The 19,590-nt window shown below is 49.6% G+C and carries 20 protein-coding genes; 15 read left to right on the top strand and 5 right to left on the bottom strand.

What is annotated here, in order from left to right; genetic code table 11:
* Positions 1-61: 61 nt before the first annotated feature.
* From sppA to NSU00_RS10340, 8 genes are all read left to right on the top strand, one after another.
* On the top strand, positions 62-1,078 hold the full coding sequence (gene sppA, locus NSU00_RS10375; RefSeq protein ID WP_340703649.1) for a signal peptide peptidase SppA: 1,017 nt from the start codon (positions 62-64) through the stop codon (positions 1,076-1,078).
* A gap of 11 nt (positions 1,079-1,089) precedes the next feature.
* On the top strand, positions 1,090-1,614 hold the full coding sequence (locus NSU00_RS10370) for an RDD family protein (protein WP_019720717.1): 525 nt from the start codon (positions 1,090-1,092) through the stop codon (positions 1,612-1,614).
* Positions 1,615-1,666: 52 nt separating this feature from the next.
* The gene (locus tag NSU00_RS10365) at positions 1,667-2,341 is read left to right on the top strand and encodes a DUF2953 domain-containing protein (protein WP_340703648.1); all 675 of its coding nucleotides are present in this window, start codon (positions 1,667-1,669) and stop codon (positions 2,339-2,341) included.
* A 35-nt stretch (positions 2,342-2,376) separates the two neighbouring features.
* Complete coding sequence (gene ytfJ / locus NSU00_RS10360) at positions 2,377-2,826, top strand: GerW family sporulation protein (protein ID WP_118497765.1); 450 nt, start codon at positions 2,377-2,379, stop codon at positions 2,824-2,826.
* A 120-nt stretch (positions 2,827-2,946) separates the two neighbouring features.
* Positions 2,947-3,450 carry a thiol peroxidase gene (tpx, locus tag NSU00_RS10355; RefSeq protein ID WP_340703647.1) on the top strand — a complete coding sequence of 168 codons (504 nt, stop codon included), beginning with the start codon at positions 2,947-2,949 and terminating at the stop codon, positions 3,448-3,450.
* A 113-nt stretch (positions 3,451-3,563) separates the two neighbouring features.
* Entirely contained in the window at positions 3,564-4,565 is a 1,002-nt protein-coding gene (locus NSU00_RS10350; RefSeq protein ID WP_041819254.1) for a class I SAM-dependent methyltransferase, read from the top strand.
* A gap of 209 nt (positions 4,566-4,774) precedes the next feature.
* Positions 4,775-5,965, top strand: a complete 1,191-nt coding sequence (locus NSU00_RS10345; RefSeq protein WP_340703646.1) for an acetate kinase — start codon at positions 4,775-4,777, stop codon at positions 5,963-5,965.
* A 155-nt stretch (positions 5,966-6,120) separates the two neighbouring features.
* Positions 6,121-6,951, top strand: a complete 831-nt coding sequence (locus NSU00_RS10340) for an EcsC family protein (protein ID WP_019720724.1) — start codon at positions 6,121-6,123, stop codon at positions 6,949-6,951.
* Positions 6,952-6,981: 30 nt separating this feature from the next.
* Here the strand turns inward: NSU00_RS10340 and NSU00_RS10335 are convergent, their stop codons facing one another.
* Positions 6,982-7,446: a universal stress protein gene (locus NSU00_RS10335; protein ID WP_019720725.1), complete on the bottom strand. Its 465-nt coding sequence runs from the start codon at positions 7,444-7,446 to the stop codon at positions 6,982-6,984.
* Positions 7,447-7,514: 68 nt separating this feature from the next.
* Between NSU00_RS10335 and NSU00_RS10330 the strand changes: the two genes are divergently transcribed.
* Entirely contained in the window at positions 7,515-7,778 is a 264-nt protein-coding gene (locus tag NSU00_RS10330; RefSeq protein ID WP_142918780.1) for a hypothetical protein, read from the top strand.
* Positions 7,750-8,865 carry an alanine dehydrogenase gene (ald, locus tag NSU00_RS10325; RefSeq protein ID WP_340702784.1) on the top strand — a complete coding sequence of 372 codons (1,116 nt, stop codon included), beginning with the start codon at positions 7,750-7,752 and terminating at the stop codon, positions 8,863-8,865. Before NSU00_RS10330 ends, ald begins: the two co-directional genes overlap by 29 nt.
* A 79-nt stretch (positions 8,866-8,944) precedes the next feature.
* Here ald and NSU00_RS10320 read toward each other — a convergent pair whose 3' ends face one another.
* Positions 8,945-10,039, bottom strand: a complete 1,095-nt coding sequence (locus NSU00_RS10320; RefSeq protein ID WP_061575649.1) for a M24 family metallopeptidase — start codon at positions 10,037-10,039, stop codon at positions 8,945-8,947.
* A gap of 151 nt (positions 10,040-10,190) precedes the next feature.
* Between NSU00_RS10320 and NSU00_RS10315 the strand changes: the two genes are divergently transcribed.
* Together NSU00_RS10315 and NSU00_RS10310 are read left to right on the top strand one after the other, a co-directional pair.
* Positions 10,191-10,874 (top strand): metal-dependent hydrolase, encoded by a 684-nt coding sequence (locus NSU00_RS10315; RefSeq protein WP_013859929.1) that lies wholly within the window; start codon positions 10,191-10,193, stop codon positions 10,872-10,874.
* Positions 10,875-11,072: 198 nt separating this feature from the next.
* Entirely contained in the window at positions 11,073-12,389 is a 1,317-nt protein-coding gene (locus NSU00_RS10310; RefSeq protein ID WP_340703645.1) for a CBS domain-containing protein, read from the top strand.
* Between the two features lie 18 nt (positions 12,390-12,407).
* Here the strand turns inward: NSU00_RS10310 and NSU00_RS10305 are convergent, their stop codons facing one another.
* Complete coding sequence (locus NSU00_RS10305) at positions 12,408-12,716, bottom strand: YtpI family protein (RefSeq protein WP_195850575.1); 309 nt, start codon at positions 12,714-12,716, stop codon at positions 12,408-12,410.
* A gap of 82 nt (positions 12,717-12,798) precedes the next feature.
* Between NSU00_RS10305 and NSU00_RS10300 the strand changes: the two genes are divergently transcribed.
* Positions 12,799-13,737: a DHH family phosphoesterase gene (locus tag NSU00_RS10300; protein WP_340703644.1), complete on the top strand. Its 939-nt coding sequence runs from the start codon at positions 12,799-12,801 to the stop codon at positions 13,735-13,737.
* Between the two features lie 41 nt (positions 13,738-13,778).
* Here the strand turns inward: NSU00_RS10300 and ytrI are convergent, their stop codons facing one another.
* Positions 13,779-14,285 carry a sporulation membrane protein YtrI gene (gene ytrI / locus NSU00_RS10295; protein ID WP_017554745.1) on the bottom strand — a complete coding sequence of 169 codons (507 nt, stop codon included), beginning with the start codon at positions 14,283-14,285 and terminating at the stop codon, positions 13,779-13,781.
* A complete protein-coding gene (locus NSU00_RS10290; RefSeq protein WP_013859924.1) occupies positions 14,282-14,614 on the bottom strand; it encodes a YtrH family sporulation protein in 333 nt (110 codons plus the stop codon). The genes ytrI and NSU00_RS10290 overlap by 4 nt, the downstream gene beginning before the upstream one ends.
* Before the next feature lie 146 nt (positions 14,615-14,760).
* Between NSU00_RS10290 and dnaE the strand changes: the two genes are divergently transcribed.
* Together dnaE and NSU00_RS10280 are read left to right on the top strand one after the other, a co-directional pair.
* Complete coding sequence (gene dnaE / locus NSU00_RS10285; protein ID WP_340703643.1) at positions 14,761-18,099, top strand: DNA polymerase III subunit alpha; 3,339 nt, start codon at positions 14,761-14,763, stop codon at positions 18,097-18,099.
* Positions 18,100-18,259: 160 nt separating this feature from the next.
* Entirely contained in the window at positions 18,260-19,492 is a 1,233-nt protein-coding gene (locus tag NSU00_RS10280) for an NAD(P)-dependent malic enzyme (RefSeq protein ID WP_041819251.1), read from the top strand.
* Positions 19,493-19,590 lie beyond the last annotated feature (98 nt).

Raw genomic sequence — 19,590 nt, 5'->3', positions numbered from 1 at the left:
GTCCCGGATCTTCAAGTAGAATAAAAGAAAAACCAAAAAAGTGGAAGGATGAAATGTTGGCATGAACAAAAAAAGATGGGGAGCGCTTGCTTTGGCAGGCGGGCTGTTCGTCGTTTCCATTATTGTGAACTTGGCGAGCATGGCGGCATCAACCAACTTTTCCAAAATCTTTAAAGAGACCGTGGAAGCTGGGGAAGGGGATGTTTCCGAAAATGTATTGCAGGATGGGAATGAGTCAAAGAAAATCGTCGTGCTGAATGTGAACGGGACAATTCAGGATACCGGCACGACACCATCACTGCTTGACACCGGTGAATATAACCACCAAAGTTTTTTGAAAGAACTGGATCAGGCGAAAAAAGACAGCGATGTAAAAGGGATCATTTTACATATTAATTCGCCGGGTGGCGGGGTGGCCGAGTCGGCAGAAATCCATCACCGCCTGATGGAAATTAAAAAAGATACGAAGAAGAAGATTTACGTGTCCATGGGGCCGACTTGCGCATCCGGCGCTTATTATATTTCAACGCCGGCCAATAAAATATTCGCAAGCCCGGAAACCTTGACCGGGTCGCTCGGGGTCATCATGGAAAGCGTGAACTACGGGAAGCTTGCCAAAAAATACGGCATTGATTTTCCGGTTATCAAAAGCGGGGAGTATAAAGACATTATGAGCCCTTACCGGGACATGACGAAGAGCGAAAAAGAAATGCTGCAGAAAATGGTCAACAATTCGTACAACGGTTTTGTCAAAGTCATCTCCGAAGGGCGCCACATCCCGAAAGAACAGGTACGCAAAATTGCGGACGGGCGTGTATACGACGGCAGGCAGGCGCTCGATTTGCATTTGATTGACAAATACGGTTACCTAGACGACACCATTGCAGCGATGAAAAAAGATCTTCATCTCGGAAAAGCGCAGGTTGTGGAATATGAAACAAGCGGCGGGCTCGATTCGCTGTTTTCTGCTTCAGCGCAAAAAATGCTCGGCAAAGAAGCAGAAATGACAGGGCTTGCGCATTTGTTGACGCAATCGAACGCACCACGCCCGATGTACCTGTATTCCGGGGCTGAATAGGGGGGAGCATCATGAATTCAAACGAAAACCATATTCCTGAAACATTGACAAAAGCGCCGGAACAAATATCCGGGAGTTTATCAGGAGCCCGTTATGCCGGGTTCTGGATACGGTTTTGGGCTTATTTGCTTGACCTGCTTGTTGTCCAAAGTGTGAAATGGCTGGTCATCCATCCCATTTTCCGGCTTTCCGGACTGTCCCTTACAGACGAAAAAATTTACTCGCCGATTACGATCGCATCAGCCCTTGTATTTTACGGTTATTTCGTTCTAATGACGAAGTTTTTCGGCCAGACGCTTGGGAAAATGGTGTTTGGCCTCAGGGTTGTACCGCTGAACCATCCCGGGCCGCTGAAATGGAGCACCGTTTTATTCCGGGAATGGATCGTCCGTTATGTTTGTGTCAAGATTGCGGTCATCTATATTGTCGTTGCATTTACGCCGAAAAAACAAGGGGTGCACGATTTGTTTGCCGATACGGCCGTCATTCATGAACGGTCCCATGAACCGGTCTATCCTTATTATGAACCTGCTTAAGGGCAGGTTTATTTTTTTGCTCTGTTGGCGATAATGGTTGCAAAAAAGGCTGATGATGGAAATGATATGGTGGCTATCCGCGTTTTTCGCACTTGCCGCAATCACTGCGATTGTATGGTTCTCTTCCCTGTCCGTCCTTATTGAATACGGGCACCGCTTAGATGATGATAAAATTTTTATCCAAATCAGGGTGTGGGGCATCATCTGCTATACCGTGAAAATCCCGGCAGTGAAAGTGGACCGGAAAAAACCCGGTGTCGTATATGAAAAAGAGACAAAACATGCAGAGCAGGAAAGGAACATTACGCCGGATGTCCTCGAACAGCGGATTGAAGATGTGAAAAAAATTGCGGAGCGCGTCATCGGTTTAAAGGCGATTGTAGGCAAGTTCATCCGCAATGTCCAGTTAAGAAAATTCGAATGGCATACAGCAATCGGGCTGCATGATGCCGCGTGGACGGGAATTGTCGCCGGAAGCATCTGGGCGGTGAAAGGGGGGATCTTAAGCCTCATTACCACACATCTGCGTGTAAAAACGGATCCTGTCCTTTCCGTTACGCCCTTTTTCCAGTACCCGATTTCCGAAACACAGTTAAAATGTATGGTGAAAGTCCAGATCGGGAAAGCTATAATAGCCGCATTTAAAATGCTGAAATACTGGCGGGGAGGAAAAGCGGAAATCGCGCTTACACCGGTTTCTGAGCCGGAAAACGGCCGGCATGCTTAAATCCCGGCAGAAACAAATGACAGGAGGAAACAACAATGGGTTCACATCCGATTGAAGGCCTGATGACGGCCGCAATGGAAAATTTAAAAGAAATGATTGACGTAAATACGATTATCGGGGATCCGGTGGAAACGCCGGATGGAAGCGTCATTTTAACCGTATCCAAAGTCGGTTTCGGGTTTGCGGCAGGCGGCAGCCAATTTAACGGGCCATCCGGATCCGGCGGCAGCGGCGAATCCCGCCCGGCAGAGCTGCCTTTCGGGGGCGGCAGCGGCGGCGGCGTCTCGATTATGCCCATTGCCTTTTTGGTTGTTGGCGCACAAGGCGTGAAAATGCTGCATCTGGACCAAAACACGCATCTGATTGAAAAAATTATGGATGTCGCACCGGGCGTTATCGAAAAAATCCAGAGCATGCTGAAACAAAACGGCCAAAATGGCGGGCAACAGCCGGCCAACCAGCAAAAACAGGATCTTGATTTTTAACAACCCGCATGATTCGCGGGTTTTAAATTGGAAATTTTTTTCGTTGTCCAGTATGATAAGGTATGAGTACAGCTGAAATACGGGGATTGTAAGCCCCGGCAAAAATAAGGAGGGTATTTCATGGCTTCGGTTACATTTAAAGGGAATCCAGTCACATTGGAAGGGACACAAGTAAAAGTTGGCGATAAGGCACCGGACTTTACGGTTCTGGATAATGACTTGAATGAGGTGACACTTTCGGATACAAAAGGCGGCGTCCGCATCTTCAGCGTTGTCCCGTCGATTGATACCGGTGTTTGCGATGCACAGACGCGCCGTTTTAACGAAGAAGCAGCAAAACTCGGGAAAGAAGTCAACGTTTATACTTTCTCCTGTGACCTGCCTTTTGCTCAAAAAAGATGGTGTGCGGCATCCGGGCTCGACCATGTAAAAGTGTTGTCCGACCACCGCAACCTGTCATTCGGCAAAGCTTACGGGGTTGTGATGAAAGAACTTCGCCTGCTTGCCCGCGCCGTATTTGTCGTGGATTCCAATGATACGGTTACATATGTGGAATATGTAAGCGAAGGCACCAACCATCCTGACTACGAAAAAGCATTGCAAGCCGCAAAAGATGCAGAGTAAAACAGGTATCTGAAAGCGTCAAGAAAAGCGAAGAGCGCTTGCTATACTGCGATAAAATCCCCGATCTCCATCGGGGATTTTATATGGAAGAAGAATATGAAGGAGGAGAATGAATGAGAGCCTCTCCTGTTGAAACCCTTTTTACCGTTTTTAACGAATCCGCGCAAATCTTGGAAAATCGCCTCTCTGTCCCGTACCTGGAAGCCGTGGCGATGACCGGGGAAAACTTATTCAGCGGAAGCATCCGCCAAAATGGGATTGATGCGCGCGATGAAAAACGCCTTGAAAACCTATACGGAACGGTCCGCCTCGGGGACTTTACCCGCGAGCAAATCCGGAAAGCCTACCAGCTCGCCATCCTGAAGGGGATGAAAGCAAACGTCCAGGCAAACCACCAAATGACGCCGGATTCGATCGGACTGCTGATGAGCTATTTTATCGGCAAGTTTACAGAAAATATGGGCACATTTTCCATTTTGGACCCTGCGGTGGGCACCGGCAATTTGCTTGTGACCATTTTGAACCAGCTCAGCGGGAAAAACATTACTGCTTACGGCGTGGATATCGATGATGTTTTGATCCGGCTCGCATACACGGGGGCGAACCTTCTGCACCATGAAATCGAACTGTTTACGCAGGATGCCCTGTCCCAATTGTTCATTGACCCTGTTGATATCGTTGTTTGCGATTTGCCGGTCGGATACTACCCGAATGATGCGGGCGCCGCAGATTACAAGCTGAAGGCAGATGAAGGGCATTCGTACGCCCATCATTTGTTTATCGAGCAGAGCCTGAGAGCGGCGCGCCCGGGCGGATTTTTATTTTTTCTCATCCCAAACGGATTATTTGAAACAAAAGAAGCCCCGAAACTTCGCCGGTTTTTAAAAGAAGAGGCGGATATCCAGGCGATTTTGCAATTGCCGATGACCATCTTCAAAAACGAACAGGCTGCCAAAAGCATTTTTGTCATCCGCAAGAAAGCGGAAGGCGTGAAGGCGCCGGAACAAGTGCTGCTGGCGTCGCTCCCGTCCCTGTCCAACGAGGGGGCGCTAAGGCAGCTGATGGCAAAAATGGACGCCTGGTGCAAAGAAAATATCCAAAGCGGCAAAATTTGACGAATTGGGAAAAATGGGGGCCGGAAAGCAGGAAATTGCGTTCCGGCCCCCATTTGTTTGTGTTTTTATGGTATCATTTTATATGTTCCCGGGAGACGGAACCAAAAACCGGTTGAAAAAAACCGGATAGAATGGCAAAATGAGAAAATGAGATCACTATTTTAAAAAAATAAAAGGGTTCATTTGATTTTGCGAAGGGAAGACGAGCAATGGCAAAAATTATGGCAATTAATGCGGGGAGCTCCTCCTTAAAATTTCAATTATTTGATATGCCGAATGAAAGCGTTATAACGAAAGGCCTGATTGAACGGATCGGGTTAAACGATGCCTTGTTTTCCATTACGGTAAACGGGGACAGGGTGAAGGAAATTACCGATATTCCGAACCATGAAGTTGCCGTGCAGTTTTTATTAAATAAATTAACGGAAACCGGTATTATCCGGTCTTTGGATGAAATAGAAGGCGTGGGCCACCGGGTTGTGCACGGCGGCGAAATATTCAATGATTCTGCTGTCGTCAATGACCAGGTGCTCGCGCAAATTGAAGATTTGGCGGAACTCGCGCCGCTTCATAACCGGGCGAACGCAACGGGGATCCGGGCGTTCCGTGCCGTGCTGCCGGATGTGGTTCAAGTGGCCGTGTTTGATACCGCTTTCCACCAAACGATGCCGGAAAGTGCTTTCCTATACAGCCTACCCTATGAATACTACGAAAAATATCGGATCCGCAAATACGGGTTTCACGGCACTTCCCATAAATATGTAGCGATGCGCGCCGCTGAGCTGCTCGGCAGGCCGCTTAAACAGCTGCGCCTGATTTCATGCCATTTGGGCAACGGGGCAAGCATTGCGGCGATCCAGGGCGGCCGGTCAATCGATACGTCCATGGGCTTTACGCCATTGGCCGGTGTGACGATGGGCACGCGTTCCGGCAATATCGATCCTGCGCTGATTCCGTTTATTATGGAGAAGACAGGCAAAACCGCGGAAGAAGTGCTCGAAGTGTTAAACAAAGAATCCGGGCTTCTTGGCATTTCGGGCGTTTCCAGCGATTTGCGCGATATCCAGGTGGCGGCAGAACTCGAGCGGAACAAGCGGGCTGAACTGGCGCTTGACATTTTTGCAAGTCGCATCCATAAATACATCGGGTCGTATGCGGCGAAAATGGCCGGCGTGGATGCGATTATATTTACAGCCGGCATCGGGGAAAACAGCGATGCCATCCGCGCAAGAATTTTAACGGGACTGGAATTTATGGGCATTTACTGGGATCCGACCCTGAACCAGATCCGCGGGACCGAAGCGTTTATCAATTATCCGCATTCCCCTGTAAAAGTGCTCGTTATCCCTACTAATGAAGAGCTGATGATCGCACGCGATGTTGTCCGGCTGTCTTCATGACCGCGGAAGCCGGCCGGCGCCGGCAGCTTGCTTTCTCTGCTGCCCGTGCCCGAATAAATCGTTTCAGGAAGCGCTTTGGCATAACATAAACGGACAGCCGTGCATGGAATTTATGTTATAATGGCTGTAAAACAGAGTTTGGGAGCGGATCGAAAATGGCGGAATGGACAGACAGGGAAAAAATAGTCCTGGATGAAATCAACGACTGGGCGGAGAAGCTGTTAGCGGCCGGAAAAGAAGGGGGCGGGCGCAAGCAAAAACTGGATGCGCTCTTTGCCAATTTTCCGGATGAGGCGCTGGAAAATATCCATGAAAAAATAGATGCCGTTTTGTTTCAAATCTGTTCATTTGCCGATGAAAATCTGCCTTACGGGCATGAGATCGAAAAAATACTTGCTGCGGGGCGTCTCTTTGACAGTTCTGTCGCAACGATTCCCGATATGAGGAAACTTACCATCGACCAGGCAGGGTTTATTGCGGCACGGCAGCAGGCAAAATACCGCCGTCTCTCACTCTTCGAAGGGGCATTGAGCGGAACCGGGAAAGCCGTTTTTGCCGCGGCGGACCCGTTTTTCCTGCTGGCTGTGAATCTCCGGGCGGTCCAGCTCACCGGTGCAGCTTACGGATTTGAAACAAAATCGCCCGGCGGACTCGTGGCGGCGCTGAAAATCGTGCTGATGGCCGCTGCCCCGGACATGGTGAAATATGCGCTCTGGGAAGAATTGATGGATGAGCTGGAAGCGCGCGGAACCGGCTTCTATGCAGGGAATGAAAAGTTATTCCACCGCTATTTGTGGCCGGGGGCCATCGGGCATGCCGGTAAGCTCGCTTTTCTGGCGCTGCTCCGGCCGAAAAAGCGGGGAGAAAACAGCTGGGCCGGGATGGCCATCGGGGCTGCTACAAACTACTATTTTTCTAAAAAAGTTTGTGAAATTGCAGAGAAATATTATCAATACCGGTTTTTAACAGAAAAAAGCGGCCGTTAAAAAACCAGCCCGTAAAAGGCTGGTTTTTGCTTAATTTTCCGCTTTGCCTTCTTCTTCCTTAGGCGTTCTCACAACGAGCACATCGCAGGGGGAAGTGCGGACAATATGCTCGGAAACGCTTCCGATTAGGAGCCTTTCCACTGCATTTAAACCGGTTGCGCCGCACACAATTAAATCCGCATGCACTTTTGGCGCGACATTTTTTGTGATTTGAAGTTTCGGAGAGCCGAGCTGGATGATCGTCTGGACTTTGATCCCTTTTTCCGCGGCGCGGTCTTTGTAATTGCTTAACAGCTCATCCCCGAATTTTTCGTTCTGCTCATACAATGTCGAATCAATCGGCGTCAAAGTGGCGAGCGCCCGGTTATCGACGACATGGACAACCGATAATTCCGCCTTGTTCCGTTTGGCGATTTCAACCGCTTTTGTAAAAGCCCAATCGGCTTCTTTGGAGCCATCTACCGCTACTAAAATATTCCGGTATTGTGTGCCCATCTTACTCATCTCCTTTATAAACTGCCTGCCTTTCATGTCTATTTTACTAGAATTTTCCCGGTTTGTGTGTGAAAAATGAAAAAACCCGGCGATCCATTTTTCAATCAAAACGGGCGGAAGCAGGCAAAAATGAAAACGGTATCCCGTTCCTTGCCGCGGATAAGAAATTTGCAAAAAACATAGGAAAAAGAGGGAATTTTTGCTACAATAAAGATGTTTGGGAAAGTTTTCAACCGTTTGATATGTTTTCTTACAATAATAAGAAAACGGATGGCAAAACACGAACACGAGGAGGAACTTTCTATGCGAATTGGCGTGCCAAAAGAAATTAAAAACAATGAAAGCCGTGTGGCCATGACCCCGGCCGGCGTGGTGACCCTGTCCAAAGCGGGGCATGAAGTTTTTATTGAAAAGAATGCGGGCCTTGCATCGGGGTTCAGTGACGAAGAATATGCCAAAGCCGGTGCCCGGATCGTAGAGACTGCTGAAGATGCGTGGTCTTTTGAAATGGTCATGAAAGTGAAAGAGCCGATCGAAAGCGAGTACCGCTATTTCCGTGAAGGCATGATTTTATTTACATATTTGCATCTTGCCGCAGCACCCGGGCTTACGGAAGAACTGCTGAAAAAGAAAGTGACCGGCATTGCTTATGAAACCGTGCAGCTTGCCAACCGTTCGCTGCCGCTTTTGACGCCGATGAGCGAAGTGGCGGGCAGAATGGCGCCGCAGATTGGCGCACAGTTTCTTGAAAAAAATAACGGTGGAAAAGGGATCCTGCTTTCCGGCGTGCCGGGCGTCAAAAGAGGCAGGATTACAATTATTGGCGGCGGGGTTGCCGGAACGAATGCGGCAAAAGTCGCGATCGGCCTTGGGGCGGATGTAACGGTTGTCGAGTTGAATCCGGACCGCCTGCGCCAGCTTGATGACATTTTCGGCAGCAAAATTACAACCCTGATCTCGAATCCGTACAATATTGCGGAAGCGGTGAGTGATGCGGACATTGTGATCGGATCCGTTCTGATCCCGGGTGCAAAAGCGCCAAAACTGGTGACAGAAGAGATGATCAAAGCGATGCAGCCGGGCTCTGTTGTCGTGGATATTGCGATTGACCAAGGCGGCAGTTTTGAAACGACAGACCGTGCCACGACCCATGATGATCCGGTTTATATCAAACATGATGTCGTCCATTATGCAGTCGCCAATATTCCGGGCGCGGTTGCCCGCACATCGACGATTGCCCTCACCAATGTGACGGTGCCGTACGCGGCGGAAATTGCCAATAAGGGGTATGAGAAAGCAGTTTTGGAAAATGAGGCGCTGTTAAAAGGAGTCAATACGCTGAACGGGCATGTAACGTATCAAGCGGTGGCCGATTCGCTCGGGCTCTCCTATACCGATGTGAAAAAGCTTTTAAAATAAGTTTTCAAAAGCCGGCTGCAAGAATTGCCGGAACAAAAAAAGAAGCACAAGCAGCATGAAAGCTGCTTGTACTTCTTTTTTAAACATACTGCAAGGCTTTCGGGTACTTTGTCAGCACTTCGGCACCCGTTTTTGTAATGCAGACGTCATCTTCAATCCGGACGCCGGCAACTCCCGGCACGTATATTCCCGGTTCGATCGTGAAGACCATCCCTTCTTCAAGCACCAGCTCATTCGTATGGGTGACAGAAGGATATTCGTGGATGCTGATGCCGAGCCCGTGGCCGAGCCGGTGTGTAAAATATTCGCCGTATCCCGCGTCTTCAATGATGCGGCGTGCAATCAAGTCGAGCTCTTTTGCCTTTACCCCCGGTTTTGCTGCCGCCACGGCTGCTTCTTCCGCTTTTAATACCGTTTCGTAAATCCGGGTTTTTTCTTCGCTGAGCCCCCCGAATGCGACCGTCCTTGTAATATCGGAACAGTAGCCTTGGTGCACAACGCCCAGGTCAAACAGGACAAAATTCCCTTTTTCGATTTTGTCAAGGCCGGGCGCGCCGTGCGGGGAAGCCGCCTTCGCACCTGAGAGGACGGTGGTGGCGAAGCTCATTTCCGAAATCCCTTTTTCTTTCATTGCAAATTCAATGGCAGCCACGATTTCAAGTTCGGTTTTTCCTTCTTGAATTTCGCGGATGCCCGTTTCAACGGCCAGATCGGCAAAAGCGGCCGCTTCCCTTAAAATCTTCTGTTCCTGCTCATCTTTGATGAGGCGCATCGTGCGCAATTTTTCTTCAGCAGCGGTAAAGCGGGCGCCGCCAAACCGTTCTTTCAGCGCTTCGAACCGTTCCACGTTCAAATGCTCTTTTTCAACCGCAAATGTATCGACATTCCCGATTCGCCCGCGTATTTCTCCAGCCACCAAATCCCACGGGTTATCCGTATCCCGGATACCGAGAATGTCATATTCCCAGCCGGCTTTTTTCGCATCATACGCTTCCATTGCCGGGCAGAAGAGAAACGGCTCTTTTTCCTGGAATACGCAAATGCCGAGCAGCCTTTCGTGCGGGTCGCTGCGGTAACCGCTCAAATAAAAGACATTGTCAGGCGACGTAATAAAAGCAGCATCGGTCTTTTCCGCTTTCAGCCACGCTGCCACACTTGCCAAACGCTTATTCATCCCATTCATCTCCTTATCAGACGTTACTAGCATAGCAAAAAATAGGTTAAGAGGCTACATGTAGAGCATCAGGCAGGATTACGGGGCAAAGAAATAATATAATGAAAGTGGCCACTGAAGCCGTACAAATTTTAAAAGGAGTGATCAGCTGATGAAAGTTTCTTTTCACGGCCATTCAATTGTAAAAGTGGAAACGGGCGGCAAAACGATACTCTTTGATCCGTTTATTACCGGCAACAGCCAGACAGACCTGAAAGTGGAGGAAGAAAGCCCGGATGTGATTATTCTCACACATGGGCACGGCGATCATATCGGGGATACAGAGGCGCTTGCCCGCAAAAAGAATGCGCTTATTATTGCCAATAATGAAATTGCAAATTACTTTGCCTGGAAAGGGCTGAATACGCATCCGCTCCATATCGGCGGCTCGTACCAGTTCGATTTCGGAAAAGTAAAGCTTACCCAGGCGTTCCACGGCTCGGCGGTTGTGGATGATGAAAAGAAAGAAATCGTTTACCTCGGGATGCCGACGGGCGTTTTGCTGATGGCGGAAGGGAAAACAATCTACCACGCTGGCGATACCGGGCTGTTCTCGGATATGAAATTAATCGGCGAACGCCACCCGATTGATCTCGCATTTCTGCCGATCGGCGACAACTTCACGATGGGGCCGGAAGACGCAGCAGTGGCGGCAACATTTCTGCAGGCGAAAACGGTCGTGCCGATCCATTACAATACGTTCCCGCTCATTCAGCAGGATCCGCAGAAATTTATCGATTTGCTCGACGGCGTAAACGGCAAAGTCATGAAAGCCGGAGATGCGATCGAATTGTAACAGAGGTCCAGGATTGGCAAATACAGGGGTTCGCTTGCAGCCGGCATGTGCTGAAAAAGTGCCGGCCGCACTCCCCCTTTTCCATTATTTAAAGGGACCTGATTGCCCTTTTCCCCTTTTTCCATCTATAATAGAAATATACAGATTGCTCCATACATATTCCTTGAAAGCGTACAAAAACGGAAAGAAGGTGAAAAAATGGCGACAAAACACGAACAGATTTTACAATATATCAATGAGCTGCCGGTCGGGGAAAAAATATCAGTCCGCCAGATTGCAAAGGCGCTGAATGTCAGTGAAGGGACCGCTTACCGCGCCATTAAAGATGCTGAAATAAAAGGGTATGTCAGCACGATTGAACGGGTCGGCACCATCCGGATTGAGCAGAAGAAAAAAGAAAATATCGAAAAGCTGACATTTTTGGAAGTCGTCAATATTATCGACGGCCAAGTGCTGGGCGGAAAATCCGGCCTGTATAAAACGCTTACAAAATTTGTGATCGGCGCCATGGAACTCGAGGCGATGTCGAAGTATACGGATCCTGGGAGCCTGCTCATTGTCGGAAACCGCACAGATGCGCATGAATTGGCGTTAAGGTCAGGGGCTGCCGTTTTGATTACCGGCGGATTTGATACAAAAGACTATGTAAAAAAAATTGCGGATGAGAAATCGCTGCCGGTCATCTCGACGAGCTATGACACGTTTACCGTTGCGACGATGATTAACCGTGCTGTCTATGACCAGCTGATTAAAAAAGAAATTATTCTCGTGGAAGATATTTTAACACCGATCGAAAAAACGGCTTATTTGAATACAACGGACATGGTCCGGGACTGGTACCGCAAAAAACGGGAAACAGGCCACTCGCGCTTTCCTGTTGTCGACCGCAATTTAAAGGTGGCGGGCATCGTTACCTCGAAAGACGTGATGGAAACCGATACGGACTCAAGTATCGAGAAAGTGATGACGAAAAATCCGATTACGGTCAGTGAAAAAACAAGCGTCACATCCGCTGCCCATATGATGGTCTGGGAAGGGATCGAAATCTTGCCGGTGACCGATGATTTTAACCGGCTGAGGGGGATTGTCAGCCGCCAGGACGTCTTAAAGGAGCTGCAAATGACACAGCGCCAGCCGCAAGTCGGGGAAACGATCGACAATATCGTCACGACCCAGCTCGATGCTTCATCGGCCAAAACGGAGGATCCGGATGATTTCCAGTTTGAAGTGACGCCGCAAATGACCAACCCCTTAGGGACGATTTCATACGGTGTATTCACGACACTTGTGCACGAAACGGCCAACCGCTTTTTGCGCTCCAGAAAAAAAGGCGATATGATCATCGAAAGCTTAACGGTCTATTTTATCAAACCGGTCCAGCTCGAAAGCATGATCCGGATTGTACCGAAAATTCTCGACTCCGGCCGGAAATCTGCCAAAATCGATGTGGAAGTCTTCAATCAGGGCAACCTTGTCGGCAAAGCCCTGCTGATGTGCCAGCTGATTGAAAGATAACGGGACGTGCCACGCCTTTTACGGTGCACGCCGGGATTCGTCCCTTTCTTTCTGCATTTCGGGCTGGTAAAACCGCAGCCTTTTGAAACCGCCTGCGATATTGAAAAGCCCGAGCGCGATAAAAACGGCTGCGATGATATAAGTGGCGGCAGTGTGGAACAGAAACAATTCATTCACGCCGAACAAAAAAATAAATGAACCGAGCGCCATATTGGCTTTGGCGGAAAACACCTTTTTTTGCATCACCAAAAGGCTGCGGATGTTTTTTAGTTTAAAGTATACATACGCGCTAATAGATGCGAGAATCAAAACGGCAAGGATCGGCATCGTGCACCTCCAAATCGAGTTGTCCGTATTTCCTTCTATTTTACAAAATGAAAAAAATCTTGCCAGAGAAACGGGGAGTAAGATGAAAGCAAAAATTTTACAGACGATCAGGCTTTTTGACACGATCATCATCCACCGCCATGTCCGGCCGGATCCGGATGCTTACGGATCGCAGGGGGGACTTGCGGAAATACTGAAGGCGTCTTTTCCGGATAAAAACATTTACATCGCGGGCGACGATGAACCGGCCCTCGCCTATTTGAACAGGATGGACCGGATTCCGGATGAAACGTACCGCGGGGCGCTTGTCATCGTTTGTGATACCGCCAACCGCGAACGGATCAGCGACCAGCGCTTCCATCTCGGGGAAAGGCTGATCAAAATCGACCACCACCCGAACCATGATGCTTATGGGGATGTTCAATGGGTTGATGAAGACGCGTCCTCTGTCAGCGAAATGATCTATGAGTTTTACTTATCCGGGAAAGAAGAGGGGCTAAGGATGACAGATGATGCGGCAAGGCTGCTGTTTGCCGGCATTGTCGGGGATACAGGCCGGTTTTTGTATCCGAGCACGACGGAAAAAACATTTGACTATGCCGGTGAACTGATCCATTACAATTTCGACCGGACAGCGCTCTTTAACAAGATGTACGAGGTTGAACCGGAAGTCGTGAGGCTCCAAGGGTATATATACCAGAACCTGGACATTCTTGAGCACGGGGTGGCGATCGTCGTGCTGAAAAAAGAACTGATTGAAAAATTCGGCGTAACGGTGCGGGAAGCCTCCCAGCTTGTCACCACGCTCGGCGATATTAAAGGGCTTAAAGCCTGGTGCTTCTTTATCGAAGAAGAAGGCCAAATCCGCCTCCGTTTCCGTTCAAAAGGCCCTGCCATCAATGAGCTGGCCCGCAAATACGGCGGCGGCGGGCATCCGCTTGCTGCCGGGGCCACCGTGCATTCGTGGGAAACGACAGAGGCGGTAAAAAAGGATTTGATCGCGCTCTGCAAGGAAGGGTAAAAAAAGAAGGCAGAACCGCGGGAAAGCGGATTTGCCTTCTTTCAGTCTGCCAGCTTTAAATTCAGGTGGACGCGGACAACGGAGTAAAACAAAATGTCTCGTACTTCGAAGGTATAGCGGCGGTGGTTGATTTTAATGACTTTGTTTTCGAGCATGCGGATAATCAAGTCTTTGTTCAAATAAGCGGTTTTTAAATTTTTTGCGATCAGCGGGCTTAAGTCATGTTTAATATCCTCTTCTGCTTCAAAAATACTTTGTGAATCGTGGATATCATATTTTTCATAGTTGCTGATTTTCACGTCAATACGCTGGATGGTCAGGAGCTTTTCATTTTTTTGATTGAGTTTTTTATAGTCTTCCTGCCAGATTGCCTTTTCCTGTTGCAAATCCTGGATTGTTTTTTCCTGGCGTTCAATCATTTGCGCCTGCCTTTCCTGCATGACACCGAACATATACAGAAAAATAAGCCAGCTGATGCAACCGCCCACGATAAATCCGGCCATGAACCGCTGCCAGCCCGGTTTCCGGTAAAGCGGCGGGATTCTCATAGCACATTCTCCTGGGTAATCCATGAAATAATAAGCGCGGCCGTTTTGGCACCGCCCATGGCCGACAGAATTAAAAGCAGCTGCTTGAACAATACCATTGTCTCGCTTTCCAAAAATCCTTTTTCAAAGCTGTAAACGGTGTCGAACGTCCCCCCGATGGCGGCAATGATCGCCCAGATGCGGAGGTCGCGCGCAATCTTCGAAATTTCCGTCAAAAGCGGCTCGCCGGTAATGAACGAAGCGAGCCCCCCGATCAAGGCGCCGCCGAACATTACGCCGAACGCGATAAAATAACTGTTGAAAAATGCGGGAAAAAATCCTTCGCTCAACCGAACCATCCCCATCTTTTCTTCATTACTAAACAATATATGGGACAATGCGTGCCCGTATGAAATCGAACGTATCTTCTTTTTTGCTCGCTTGAAAACATGTATAATAAGAATCATGTACAGGTACGAATAGGAGGCAGTTTAACATGCGTTTTGTCCATTTGCAGGTCCAAACAGCCTACAGCCTGCTGGAAAGTACGATCTCCATCCCTGAATGGGCGGCGTACGCAAAAGCGCTTCATTATGACACCCTTGCGATCACGGACCGCAATGTGATGTACGGGGCCTTCCCTTTTTACAAGGCTTGCCGCGAAAACGGCATCAAACCCGTTATCGGCATGACAGCGGATGTGATGAGCCAATTTGAACCCAGCAAAGCCTATCCGGTTGTGTTGCTTGCCAAAAACGAAACCGGCTACCGGCATTTGATGAAAATCTCAAGTGCCATCCAGACGAGGCCCGAACCCGGCATTTTCACAAAATGGCTGCGCGCCTACAGCGATGGCCTGATCGCCTTTACGCCGGGGCTTGAAGGGGAAATCGAGCAGGCGCTGTTGCGGGACGATGGACCGCGCGCAGAAGAGGTTGCGGTTTTATACCAGGAAATTTTCGGGCCGAGCTTTTATCTTGCACTTGAAAACAACGGGACAGCGCAAGCTAAGAAAGTGCTTCCCGATGTGCATGCGCTGTCGGAAAAACTGGGCATCCCGGAAGTCGTTGCCGCAAATGTGAAGTACTTAAAGAAGGAAGATGCTTTTGCCCATGAAGTGTTGCGCGCGATCAAAGCCGGGGTGAAACTTACGGATGAAAACCAGCCGGGCCCGGAAAGCGGGATGTACGACTTTAAGCCGCAGCAGGAAATGGAACAGCTTTTTGCCGATTTCCCGGAAGCTTTGGCCAATACGGAAAAAATCGCAGATGCCTGCTCTGTGGAAATCAAAACGGGACAGCGGCTGCTGCCGGCGTTTCCGGTTCCGGGCGGGCAGACGGCGGATGCCTTCCTGGAAGAAGTGTGCCGCAAAGGCCTCAGCGAACGCGTGCCGAATCCGGGCGAACGGTATACAGGCCGGCTGGAGTATGAGCTGAAAATCATCCGGGAAATGCAGTTCAGCGACTATTTCCTCATTGTCTGGGATTTTATGAAATATGCCAGAGAACACGGGATTCTTACCGGGCCGGGGCGCGGTTCCGCTGCCGGCTCCCTTGTCGCATACGCGCTTTATATTACCGATGTCGACCCGGTGCAATACGGGCTTTTGTTTGAACGGTTTTTGAACCCGGAGCGCGTTTCCATGCCGGATATTGACAGCGATTTTCCGGATCACAGGCGGGACGAGATGATCCGCTATGTCGCGGAAAAATACGGCCGGCAGCATGTCGCGCAGATCATCACATTCGGCACATTTGCCGCGAAAGCCGCAGCCCGGGATGTTGCCCGGATTTTCGGCCTTGAAACAAAAGAGCTTGAACGGTTGTCGCGCTTCATCCCGTCACAGCCTGGCATGACGCTTAAAAAAGCATATGAAGCATCAAGCGCCTTTCGGGAGTGGATCGGCCAGTCGGACCAGCGCCGCAAGCTTTTTGAAACGGCCCGGCTTTTGGAAGGATTGCCGCGCCATGTTTCCACCCATGCTGCCGGCGTCATTATCAGCGGTGAACCGCTTACGGGCCTCATCCCGGTGCAGGAAGGGCATGACGGCATTTTTTTAACCCAGTATCCGATGAACCATCTCGAAGAAATCGGGCTTTTGAAAATGGACTTCCTCGGTTTGCGGAATTTAACCATTCTTGAGCATATCCTCGCGGGGATCGAAAAGGGGACGGGGAGAAAAATCCGCCTCCAGGATGTGCCGCTTGATGATCCGGAGACATTTCGCCTTTTTAGTACGGGCAATACGACCGGGATCTTCCAGTTCGAGTCGGACGGCATGCGGAAAGTGCTCGAGCGGCTTAAACCGACCGAATTTGAAGACATTGTCGCGGTCAATGCGCTGTACCGGCCCGGGCCGATGGAAAATATCCCGGCCTATATTGAGCGGAAACACGGGGTGAAACCGGTCGAATATCCGCATCCCGATCTTCAGCCGATTTTGGAAAAAACATACGGCGTGATTGTCTACCAGGAACAAATTATGCAGATCGCTTCAAAGATGGCGGGCTTTTCGCTCGGGGAGGCGGATTTGCTCCGCCGGGCCGTCAGCAAAAAGAAAAGGGAAATCCTGGACGAACAGCGGCTGCATTTTATAAATGGCGCGCAAAAAAAAGGATATGAGAAAAAAACGGCGAATACTATTTATGATTTTATCGTCCGTTTCGCCAATTACGGTTTTAACCGCAGCCATGCCGTCGCCTACAGCATGCTCGCTTGCCGGCTTGCTTATTTAAAAACCCATTACCCGCTCTATTTTATGGCGAGCCTTTTGACGAGCGTGATCGGCAACGAGGATAAAATTGCCCAGTATATTCGCGAAGCGCAGCAGATGGGGATCCGGGTCTTGCCGCCTTCCGTGCAGCACAGCCATTATCCGTTTACCGTGGAAAACGGCGCCATCCGCTACAGCCTTGCCGCAATAAAAGGGATCGGATACGCCTCCATCAAAGAACTGCTTAAAGAAAGAAAACGGCGCCCGTTTAAAAGCTTGTTTGATCTTGTCCTGCGGGTGAAAGGGCTGAACCGGAAAATTTTAGAGGCGTTTGCATTTTCAGGCGCGATGGATGAATTCGGAAAAGACAGGGCTGTCTTGCTTGCCAGCATCGATGTCGCCCTTGAACATGCGGACATTATGCAGCCGGATGACGGGCAGGCGGATCTGTTCTTTGAGGATGAAGCGTTCAGCATTGAACCGAATTATGTGGAAACCGAGCCGATTTCACTGATGGATAAGCTCGCATTTGAAAAGCAATATTTGGGGCTCTATCTATCCGGGCATCCGGCCGGGCAGTACCGGCCTTTTTGGGACAAGACAGGCGTGCTTGCGGTAAGCAAGCTGCATTCGGGCATGAGGAAAATCCGGTTTGGTGCCTGCATTACGGACACAAGAACGATCCGCACAAAACAAGGCAGCCTGATGGCATTTTTGCACATGAGTGACGAAACGGATGAAATAGAATGTGTCGTCTTTCCGGATATCTTTAAAAAATACAGCCCGTTATGCCAAAAAGGGTTAATTGTGGTCGTGGAAGGAAATGTCGAAAACAGGAACGGCAAAAAGCAGGTGATTGCCCGGGGGCTAAAAGATGCCGGCCCGTTCATGCCTGCCGGCGCCACGTTATATTTAAAGATTCCGGCTGGAAAGGACCGCATGCTGCTTGTTCAAGTGAAGCAGGTGCTTGACGCTTTTCCGGGGGACTCGCCGGTCATTCTTCATTATGAAGCGGAACGGAAAACGATCCGGCTTCCGGAAAAAAGCCGGGTCCGGGCGGAGGAAGCGTGCCTCGAAAAGCTCACGGAACTGCTTGGTGAAGGGAATGTCATATTGAAATAAGTTTTTCTCTCCAGATTAAATATGTTATATTGTTTAATAGGCTTCACAAAAAAAGAATGCGAGATCGCAGCTGCGGAATTGATTAAATATGTTATATTGTTTAATAGGCTTGTGAATAAGAAATCGCATATCGTGCAGTGAAAACGGGGGAGTGAGGTTCATGTCATTGCGGGAAGAAGCGTTACATATGCACCGCGAACACAAAGGGAAATTGGAATCCAAGTCAAAAGTCACCGTCAAAAATGCAAAGGATCTGAGCCTGGCCTATTCGCCCGGCGTGGCTGAGCCTTGCAAAATGATCTACGACAAACCGGAAACGGTCTATGAATATACGATGAAAGGCAATATGGTCGCAGTCGTAACGGACGGCACCGCCGTTCTCGGGCTTGGAAATATCGGCCCTGAAGCCGCACTCCCGGTCATGGAAGGCAAAGCAATATTGTTCAAAAGCTTTGCCGGCGTCGATGCCTTTCCCATTTGCCTTGATACGACAGATATTGATGAAATCGTGGAGACAGTGAAACGGCTGGAACCGGTTTTTGGCGGCGTGAATCTGGAGGACATCGCTGCGCCGAACTGCTTTGTCATTGAAGAAAAGCTGAAGAAGGAAATGAATATTCCTGTTTTTCACGATGACCAGCACGGGACGGCGATTGTAACGGCTGCAGGGCTCGTGAACGCTTTAAAACTCGTTGGCAAAGAAATGTCTGAAATTAAAGTGGTGGCAAGCGGCGCGGGTGCTGCCGGCATCGCGATCATCAAACTGCTTTACAACTTTGGCGTCCGCGATATTATCATGTGCGACTCCAAAGGGGCAATTTATGAAGGGCGCCCGTTCGGAATGAACAAGGTGAAATCCGAAGTGGCCAAATATACAAACCGTGACAAAGCAGCAGGCAGCCTGGCGGATGTGATCAAAGAAGCGGATGTTTTTATCGGCGTTTCCGTGGAAGGGGCGCTGACAAAAGAAATGGTGCAGTCAATGAAAAAAGATCCGATTATTTTTGCAATGGCCAATCCGAATCCGGAAATCATGCCGGCAGATGCCAAAGCGGCCGGCGCGAAAGTCATTGGCACAGGCCGCTCCGATTTTCCAAACCAGGTCAACAATGTCCTCGCCTTCCCGGGCATTTTCAGGGGGGCATTGGATGTGCGCGCCACGCATATTAATGAAAAGATGAAACAAGCCGCCGTCCACGCGATCGCCGGTTTAATTGATGAACATGAACTGAATGCGGATTATGTCATTCCGCGCCCGTTTGATCCGCGTGTTGCGCCGGCGGTTGCGGCAGCTGTTGCGAAAGCGGCGATGGAAACCGGTGTCGCCCGCATTCAGGTGGACACGGAAGAAATCCGCGAAAAAACGAAGCAGCTTTCCGAAATTGGCAAATAAGCATCAGTTGCCGGAAGAAAAAAGCCGCCTTTTTTGCCGGTACTTCGGCAGAAAAACCGCCGGCTTGCCCGGTGGTTCCGGTGCCAGATACAGGAGGG

Source organism: Weizmannia sp. FSL W8-0401 (genome assembly GCF_038009125.1).
GTDB classification, from domain to species: Bacteria; Bacillota; Bacilli; order Bacillales; family Bacillaceae_C; genus Weizmannia; species Weizmannia coagulans.
This window is presented reverse-complemented; position numbering and strand designations above follow the sequence as displayed.